Genomic DNA, 8,887 nt, shown 5'->3' with positions numbered 1-8,887 from the left:
TGTGGTCCAGGCGCAGGCCGCGGTTGGACTTGCGGAAGTCCTGGGCGCGGTAGCTCCACCAGGAGGCCAGTTTTTCCGGCTCGGGATAGGCCTCGCGGACGATGTCGATGAACTGGCCGGCCTGGTGCAGGGCGGCCATGGCCTCGATCTCGATCGGCGTGTGGCTGACGACCTTGCTCATGTAGCGGTGGTTCCAGACGTCGAACTCGCCAGGCGCCACGTTGAGGTCGCCAGTCACGATCAGCGGGGCCTTGGGGTCGCGCCTGGAAAGCTCGGCAGTAAGTTTTTCATAGAAGTCGAGCTTGTGGTCGAACTTGGGATTGAGCGTGCGGTCGGGCAGGTCGCCGCCGGCTGGGATGTAGAAGTTCTGGATCTCGACCCCGGCGACGCGGGCCGACACGCAGCGGGCGTGTTTCTCGCGGCAGACCTCGAGCGTCGGCGCATCCTCGATCGGCAGGCGCGAGGCGATCGCCACCCCGTGCCAGCCCTTCTGGCCGGCGACCTTGAGATGCGGCAGGCCCATCTCGACGAACGCCTCGGCCGGGAACTCCGCCTCGCGACACTTGATCTCCTGCAGGCAGAGCACGTCGGGCGCCTGCTCGCGCACGAACCTCGCCACCTGCTCGACGCGCAGGCGGACGGAGTTGACGTTCCAGGTGCAGAGGCGAAGCCGCATGTCGCGTCCCATATGGCGCCGCAGCCCACGCGCGGGCGTGCGGCAAAAGAAGCGCCCGGACGGTGAGCCGTCCGGGCGTCAGTCGTCTCTCATGCCGCCGCCGGGAGGGGATGTTCCGGCACGGGGACGCCCACGCGGAGGCCGCGCAGGCGACGTAGTGGCATTATCGCCACGCTGGCGAACCGATGTCAAAGATTTCCCGCGTCTTGCCTTGCCTGTGGCGCCAGTGTCACAGCGGCCGCTCGCTTGGGACCGGCTTCTTGGGCGCGAACAGGGCTGCGTCCAGGCCGGAGACCCGCGCCAGCCCCTGCAGGCGCACGCGGGTGGTGCGGCCCTGCGCGTCGATCACCGTCCAGCCGGTGAGCCGCAAGGGCGGCTCGGCGAAGTCGAGCGCCAGCCGGCCCGCCGTCTTGCCGTGACCGTCGCGGGCCACGATGGTGAATCCGTCGGCGTTTCGGTCCACCGCGGTCACCGCCACGCCGCGATCCAGGCGGATGGTCCTGGCCAGGAACAGCGACAGCGGCGTCGCGCCGAGCGGATAGCGCGTGAAGGTCCGCAGGCGATTGTCGGCGACGGTCACCGCCGCCCCGTCCGAAACCACCACCAGGCCCGACGGCGGATCGTACTCGAACCGCGCCTTGCCCGGCCGCTTCAGCCACACCGTGCCCGCGGTCTCGCGGCCCGATCCGTCCGTCTGGGTGAACCGCGCCTTGGCCTCGTCGAGGCCCTGGAGATAGGCGACGGCCCGATCGACCAGCGCCTTGTCGGCCGGCGACAGCGGGGCGGCCGCGGCGAGCGCGGCCGGGGCCAGCGCCGAGGCGGCGAGGGCGAGCGTCAGCGTGCGGCGGGTGACGGGCATCTCGGACATCCTGGCGCGACGAATGGGCGAGAGTAGGGCCGATCGAAGGCGGACAGCGCAACCAAGCCATCCACCTGCGGCGGACTATGGGGCGGCGGAGACCAGGATCTCGCGCTTGCCGGCGTGGTTGGCGGGGCCGACGACGCCTTCCTGCTCCATGCGCTCGATCAGCGAGGCGGCGCGATTGTAGCCGATCTGAAGGCGGCGCTGGATGTAGCTGGTCGAGGCCTTGCCGTCGCGGGTGACCACCGCCACGGCGCGGTCGTAGAGGTCGTTGCCCTCCCCATCGGCGCCGAAGCCCAGGTCGCCGGCCTCGCCCTCCTCCTCGCCACCCGCGGTGACCTCCTCGAGGTAGGACGGCTGGCCCTGCTCGCGCAGGAACTTGGCCACCGCCTCCACCTCGCCGTCCGAGACGAACGGGCCGTGCAGGCGGGTGATGCGGCCGCCGCCGGCCATGTAGAGCATGTCGCCCTGGCCGAGGAGCTGCTCGGCCCCCTGTTCGCCCAGGATGGTGCGGGAATCGATCTTCGAGGTGACCTGGAAGGAGATCCGGGTCGGGAAGTTCGCCTTGATGGTGCCGGTGATCACGTCGACCGACGGCCGCTGGGTGGCCATGATCAGGTGGATGCCCGCCGCCCGCGCCATCTGCGCCAGCCGCTGGACCGCGCCTTCGATGTCCTTGCCGGCGACCATCATCAGGTCGGCCACCTCGTCGATGATCACGACGAGGTATGGCATCGGCTCCGGCGATATCTTCTCGGATTCGAAGATCGCCCGACCCGCCTCGTCGAAGCCGGTCTGGACGGTGCGCTCGAAGTGCTCGCCCCTGGCGGCGGCCTCGGCGGCGCGCTCGTTGTAGGAGGCGATGTTGCGCACGCCGATCTTCGACATCCGCCGGTAGCGGTCCTCCATCTCCCGGACCGTCCACTTCAGCGCCACGATCGCCTTCTTCGGGTCGGTGACGACCGGCGCCAGGAGGTGCGGGATGCCGTCGTAGACCGAGAGCTCCAGCATCTTGGGGTCGACCATGATCAGCCGGCACTGATCGGGCGTCAGCCGATAGAGGATCGACAGGATCATGGCGTTGACGCCAACGCTCTTGCCGGAGCCGGTGGTGCCGGCGATCAGCAGGTGGGGCATCTTGGCGAGGTCGGCGATATAGGGCTCGCCGCCGATGGTCTCGCCCAGCGCCACGGGCAGCACCTGGGCGCCGCGCTCGTATTCGTGGGCGGCCAGGAGGTCGCGCAGATAGACGGTCTCGCGCTTCTGGTTGGGGAGCTCGATGCCGATGGCGTTGCGGCCCGGCACCACCGAGACGCGGCAGGCGGCGACGCTCATGGAGCGGGCGATATCGTCGGAGAGCGCCACCACCCGGGCCGACTTCACGCCGGCCGCGGGCACCAACTCGTAGAGGGTGACCACCGGTCCGGGGCGGATCTGGTCGACCGCGCCGCGCACGCCGAACTCGGCCAGCACGCTCTCCAGCAGCTGGGCGTTCTGACGAAGCGCGCCTTCATCGAAGGCCGCAGCCCGGGGCTTGGGCTTGGCCAGCATGGAGAGCTCGGGCAGGCGGAAGCCGCCGGCCTGGACGAAATCGAAGGTGACCTGCGCCTCGCGCTCCTCGCGGGCCGACGGCTTCGGCGGCGCCTTGGGCGGCTTGACCTTGAGCGGCCCGGCCGCGGTCTGCGCCAGCGCCGCATCGAGGGCGGCCTCGGGGATGCCGCCGTCGCCCAGGCTGCGCCGCCCGACGCGCGCCGGCCGCGCGCCCGGGATGGCCAGCTTCGGCTTTGGGCCGAGCGCCGCGCGCAGCCGGGCCAGGGCGGCCGCGAACTCGAGCCGGCGCAGGCCCAGCGCATAGGCGAGGCTCGCCGCGGCGATCACGCCCAGAACCGCGCCGGCGACCGGCCGCGCCGCGGGCGCATGGGCCAGCGCAAGCAGCCGCGCGGCCCCGGCGAGAAGGAGCTCTCCGGCGAGCCCGCCCAGGCCCCTGGCCAGCGGCCAGTCGGCGGGCGGCGGCGGCAGCGACAGGGCGGCGGCGGCGGCCAGCACGCCGGCCGCGCCCGCCATCCCCCGCAGGCGCAGCGAGGGCCGGGTGGCCTGCACCTCCGCCGCGCTTGCGCGCGCGAGGCCCAGGACCACCATCAACAGGGCCGCGGCCCCGCAGGCGAGGCCCAGGGCCTGGACGCCGAGGTCGGCCAGCACGGCGCCCGGCGCGCCCAGCGCATTGCCGATCCGCCCGGCGCCGGCGGCGTCCAGGCTCGGATCGGCAGGGTTGTAGGTCGCGAAGGCCGCCGCAAGCGCCAGGCCGAAAGCGGCGGTGAGGCCGCCGCGCATCCGGGCGACGTGCGGATGCGTCCAGACGAGGCCGGCGATCTGCATCGCCCAGGCCACCCCCGTCTTCCGCGCCGCCCGCGCCATGCCGCCTCCCGAAGCTCGGAACCTTTGGCCTCCTGTTTGGAGCCCAAGGCGTTAACGGCCGTTTACTTTGGCCCTGGCTCGGCCGCGGAAGCCGGCTTCCACTCGCCCGGCCGGCGCACTAGGGTTCGCGCCGATGATCTGGACCATGCCCCGCCCCGTGGTGCAGGCCGCCGGCGGCCTCCTGACGCTCGCGGCGATCGGCTCCTTCACCCTGGGCGTGATCAATGCGCCGGAGCGCGGCCGTCTGCCCGGCGAGCGGCCGGCCGGGGCGCCCAGGGGTCCAGCGGCGCCGCTCACCGCCACCGAAGCCACGCCGCTCGCCCAGGAGCGGATCGAGGCTCCGCCCCCGCCGCCGCCGAAGGCCGACAAGCCCGACGACGCCAGCGCCGAGGACGCCGCGGCCGACCAGGCCGACCAGCCGACCACCGCGCCGCCCCCGCCGACCAACGCCACCCAGCCGCAGCCCACGCTTCAGCTGCCGACCGACGTCAACGCCACCGCGCCCAATCCCGACGAGGAGCCGCCGCACTAGCGCCTATGCCTTCACCCCGTGCTGGGCGAACCAGGCGAGCATCCGCTTCCAGCCGTCCTCGCTGGCCGCCTTGTTGTAGCTCGGCCGGTAGTCGGCGAGGAATCCGTGCTGGGCGTCGGGATAGACGATGATCTCCACCTGCTTGCCGTCGGCCTTGGCCGCGGCGCGCATGGCCTCGACGTCGGCCTGGGAGATGCCGCGGTCCTGCCCGCCGTAGAGGCCGAGCACCGGGCACTTCAGGTCCTTCACCGCCGCCAGCGGCGCGGTGCGCGGATAGGGGCCGGGCTTCAGGGGGCCGTACCAGGCGACGCCGGCCTTGAAGTCGGCGAAGCTCTCGCAGTCGCGCCAGGTCGCCCCGCCGCCCCAGCAGAAGCCGGTGACGCCGAGCCGCCGCATGTCGCTGAACGGCTGCGCCCGCAGGTACTTCAGCGAGGCGGCCGTATCGCCCAGCACCTGCGCCTCCGGCGTCGCCTGGACGATCTTCATCACCGCGCCCATGTCGCTGAGCTTGGAGGGATCGCCGGCGCGGACGAAGAGGTCGGGCGCGAGCGCCACATAGCCCGCCTTGGCGAGCCGGCGGCAGATGTCCTTCACCCACTCGTGGACGCCGAAGATCTCCGAATTGACCAGCACGACGGCGTGCTTGCCGGGGGCCGCGGGCCGCGCCAGATAGCCGGGGATCTTGCGGTCGCTCGTCGGGATCTCGACGCTCGCGGCGACCAGCCCCGTCTCGTCGGTGTGGATCGGATCGGCCTCGGCCGAGAACGCCGCCACGGCGTAGCCGCTGGCCAGCGCCAGGGCGATCGAGCGCCGGGTGAGATCGAGATCGCCGGCCCAGTTGCCTTCGGCCCGGGTGAGGGTGATCATGGGAGCGCCTCCGCTTGCAGATCGGTGATCCTGAAGGCCGCGATCCTGCCTCTCCGGCGAAGCCGGAGTCAAAGCGGAACCGGACGCTTCGCCAGGCGTCTGCGAGGCGGTGATGAGCCCTCCGCCCGACCGCATGAAGCCGCTGTCCTGGCGCCGGCTCACCGCCGGCGAGCGGGCGCTGGCGGCGGAGATGTTCGGCGGGGCGCTGGCCCCGGCCCGGGTCCGCATCCTGGCGCTGCCGCTCTGGCCGCGCGCCTTCGTGCCGGGCGCGGCGCTGATGGTCTGGCCGGCGGCCGCGGCCTGGCGCGACTTCGCCGGCGCGCCGGTTCCCTTGCAGGCGGTGTTCGTCCACGAGCTGACCCATGTCTGGCAGGCGCAGGGCGGGACTTTCCTGCCGCTCGCCAAGCTCAAGGCGGGCGACGGTCCGGGCGCCTATGCCTACGATCTCGCCGACGGGCGGGCGTTCGCGGAGCGCAACATCGAGCAGCAGGCGATGGTCGTGCAGCACGCTTTCCTGAGCGCCCGCGGCTGGCCCGCTCCGCATCCGCCCGACCTCTACGCCCGAGCCTGCGGCCCCTGGCGGCGAACCTGAGCCATGTCCCTGTCCGGATTGGGGGCTTTCCCCTTGCAGCCCCGGCAATTTCCCCCATATCGCCTGTCGACGCCGGGTTTCCTTCAGCGGGAGATCCGGCGATGACCTAAGCGACCGGGGGCGACCGCAAGTCGGGAGCGCTTCGCAAAGAAGGCTTCACCGCGGCGTCCGCCAACAAGGAGCGAGAAAGTTACGCAATGAGCAAGATCATCGGCATCGACCTCGGCACCACGAACTCGTGCGTGGCCATCATGGACGGCAAGCAGCCGAAGGTGATCGAGAACGCCGAAGGCGCGCGGACCACGCCCTCGGTCGTGGCCTTCATGGAAGACGGCGAGCGCCTCGTGGGCCAGCCCGCCAAGCGGCAGGCGGTGACCAATCCCAGCAACACCTTCTTCGCCATCAAGCGGCTGATCGGGCGGACCTACAACGACCCGATGGTGGAGAAGGACAAGGGCATGGTGCCCTATGACATCGTCAAGGGCCCGAACGGCGACGCCTGGGTGCGCGCCCACGGCAAGGACTACTCGCCCCAGCAGATCTCCGCCTTCATCCTGATGAAGCTCAAGGAGGACGCCGAGCGTCACCTGGGCGAGAAGATCGAGAAGGCGGTGATCACCGTCCCGGCCTACTTCAACGACGCCCAGCGCCAGGCGACCAAGGACGCCGGCAAGATCGCGGGCCTCGAGGTGCTGCGGATCATCAACGAGCCGACGGCCGCGGCGCTGGCCTACGGTCTCGACAAGAACGAAGGCAAGAAGATCGCCGTCTACGACCTGGGCGGCGGCACCTTCGACATCTCCATCCTGGAGATCGGCGACGGCGTGTTCGAGGTGAAGTCGACCAACGGCGACACCTTCCTGGGCGGTGAGGACTTCGACCTGCGGCTCGTCGACTACCTGGCCGACGAGTTCAAGAAGGAGCAGGGCGTCGACCTCAGGAAAGACAAGCTCGCCCTGCAGCGCCTGAAGGAAGAGGCCGAGAAGGCCAAGAAGGAGCTTTCGACCGTCACCCAGTACGAGGTGAACCTGCCCTTCATCTCGATGAACCAGTCGGGCCCGCTGCACCTCAACATCAAGCTCTCGCGCGCCAAGCTCGAGGCGCTCGTCGAGGACCTGGTGGCCAAGACCGTCGGCCCCTGCGAGCAGGCGCTGAAGGACGCGGGCCTGAAGAAGTCCGACATCGACGAGGTGATCCTGGTCGGCGGCATGACCCGCATGCCGAAGGTCGTCGAGACGGTGAAGGCGTTCTTCGGCCGCGAGCCGCACAAGGGCGTCAACCCCGACGAGGTGGTGGCGCTGGGCGCGGCCGTGCAGGCCGGCGTGCTGCAGGGCGAGGTGAAGGACGTCCTGCTGCTCGACGTCACCCCGCTGACCCTGGGCATCGAGACGCTGGGCGGCGTGTTCACCCCGCTGATCGAGCGCAACACGACGATCCCCACCAAGCGCAGCCAGGTGTTCTCGACCGCCGAGGACAACCAGTCGGCGGTGACCATCCGGGTGTTTCAGGGCGAGCGGCCGATGGCGGCCGACAACAAGCTGCTGGGCCAGTTCGACCTGGTGGGCATCCCGCCGGCGCCGCGCGGCGTGCCGCAGGTGGAGGTCACTTTCGACATCGACGCCAACGGCATCGTCAACGTCCAGGCGCGCGACAAGGCCACCAGCAAGGAGCAGTCGATCCGCATCCAGGCCAACGGCGGCCTCTCGGACTCGGACATCGACGCCATGGTCAAGGAAGCCGAGAGCCACAAGGCCGACGACGAGAAGCGCAAGGCGGTGGTCGAGGCCAAGAACCAGGCCGACGCCATCATCCACTCCACGGAGAAGGCGCTGGCCGAGCACGGCGACAAGGTGGGCGAGGCCGAGCGCAACGCCATCACCACCGGGCTCGAGGAGCTCAAGGGCGTGCTGGAGTCGGGGGACGCCGAGACCATCTCGGCCAAGACCCAGGCGCTGATCCAGGCCTCCATGAAGCTGGGCGAGGCGATGTACCAGGCCCAGCAGAACGCGGCGGGCGCCGAAGCTTCCGGCGAGGCCCAGCCGAACGCCGCCCCGGACGACGTGGTCGACGCGGAGTTCGAGGAAGTGGACGGCGACGAGAAGAAGTCGGCGTGACACCCTGCCCCATGGCGATCTCCAGCCTCGAATGCGAAGAGGTCGCCTTGGGGAACGTCGCCGCCGCACTATCGGGGAAAGCGCTCCCGCCCGCTCGGCTCAAGCCTTGCAGCGCGGCGGGAGCCATCCCACTTCCATTCCAGTGACACTCCAGAGCGCCTGACGATCGATGCGGGATTATTACGAGATCCTCGGCGTCCAACGCGGCTGCGATGACGGCGCCCTCAAGCAGGCGTTCCGCAAGCTCGCGATGGAACACCATCCCGACCGCAACGGCGGCTGCGAGGACGCCGCCTCCCGGTTCAAGGAGATCAACGAGGCCTATTCGATCCTCTCCGATCCGCAGAAGCGCGCCGCCTACGACCGCTTCGGCCACGCCGGCCTGAACGGCCATGGCGGGGCGGGCCAGTTCCACGACGTGCACGACATCTTCAACGAGGTGTTCGGCGACGTCTTCGGCGACATGTTCGGCATGGGCGGCCGGCGCAACCGCGGCCCGGCGCGCGGCCAGGACCTGCGCTACGACCTGGAGATCAGCCTCGAGCAGGCTTACGCCGGCGCCGAGGTGGAGATCACCGCCCCCACGACCCTCAACTGCGAGGCCTGCGCCGGCTCGGGCGCCAAGCCCGGCACCAGCCCGACCACGTGCACGACCTGCAACGGCGCGGGCCGCGTGCGCGCCACCCAGGGCTTCTTCTCCATCGAGCGCGCCTGCCCGCGCTGCGGCGGCTCCGGGCGCATGGTGCTCGATCCCTGCCAGGCCTGCCACGGCCTGGGCCAGGTGCGCCGCGAGCGGACGCTGTCGGTGCGCATCCCGGCCGGCATCGAC

At 70.8% G+C, this 8,887-nt stretch carries 8 protein-coding genes; 4 read left to right on the top strand and 4 right to left on the bottom strand.

Annotated elements, in window-relative coordinates; genetic code table 11:
• From VLI41_RS03350 to VLI41_RS03340, 3 genes are all read right to left on the bottom strand, one after another.
• On the bottom strand, nucleotides 1–676 hold a 676-nt coding region (locus tag VLI41_RS03350), incomplete at its 3' end, for an exodeoxyribonuclease III (RefSeq protein WP_325266640.1).
• Nucleotides 677–905: 229 nt separating this feature from the next.
• Complete coding sequence (locus VLI41_RS03345) at nucleotides 906–1,535, bottom strand: LolA family protein (RefSeq protein WP_325266639.1); 630 nt, start codon at nucleotides 1,533–1,535, stop codon at nucleotides 906–908.
• 84 nt (nucleotides 1,536–1,619) lie between these two features.
• Nucleotides 1,620–3,953, bottom strand: a complete 2,334-nt coding sequence (locus tag VLI41_RS03340) for a DNA translocase FtsK (protein ID WP_325266638.1) — start codon at nucleotides 3,951–3,953, stop codon at nucleotides 1,620–1,622.
• Between the two features lie 145 nt (nucleotides 3,954–4,098).
• On the opposite strand from VLI41_RS03340, the gene VLI41_RS03335 reads away from it, so the two are divergent.
• Complete coding sequence (locus tag VLI41_RS03335; RefSeq protein WP_325266637.1) at nucleotides 4,099–4,485, top strand: hypothetical protein; 387 nt, start codon at nucleotides 4,099–4,101, stop codon at nucleotides 4,483–4,485.
• A 3-nt stretch (nucleotides 4,486–4,488) separates the two neighbouring features.
• On the opposite strand, the gene VLI41_RS03330 is transcribed toward VLI41_RS03335, so the two are convergent.
• Entirely contained in the window at nucleotides 4,489–5,352 is an 864-nt protein-coding gene (locus VLI41_RS03330) for a dienelactone hydrolase family protein (protein ID WP_325266636.1), read from the bottom strand.
• 112 nt (nucleotides 5,353–5,464) lie between these two features.
• Between VLI41_RS03330 and VLI41_RS03325 the strand changes: the two genes are divergently transcribed.
• The 3 genes from VLI41_RS03325 to VLI41_RS03315 all read left to right on the top strand — a co-directional run.
• Nucleotides 5,465–5,944 carry a hypothetical protein gene (locus tag VLI41_RS03325; RefSeq protein ID WP_325266635.1) on the top strand — a complete coding sequence of 160 codons (480 nt, stop codon included), beginning with the start codon at nucleotides 5,465–5,467 and terminating at the stop codon, nucleotides 5,942–5,944.
• Between the two features lie 197 nt (nucleotides 5,945–6,141).
• Complete coding sequence (gene dnaK, locus VLI41_RS03320) at nucleotides 6,142–8,058, top strand: molecular chaperone DnaK (protein ID WP_325266634.1); 1,917 nt, start codon at nucleotides 6,142–6,144, stop codon at nucleotides 8,056–8,058.
• 169 nt (nucleotides 8,059–8,227) lie between these two features.
• A partial coding sequence (locus VLI41_RS03315; protein ID WP_325266633.1) for a DnaJ domain-containing protein occupies nucleotides 8,228–8,887 on the top strand: 660 nt, incomplete at its 3' end.

It is taken from the genome of Phenylobacterium sp. (genome assembly GCF_035475775.1).
Classification (GTDB): domain Bacteria; phylum Pseudomonadota; class Alphaproteobacteria; order Caulobacterales; family Caulobacteraceae; genus Phenylobacterium.
This window is presented reverse-complemented; position numbering and strand designations above follow the sequence as displayed.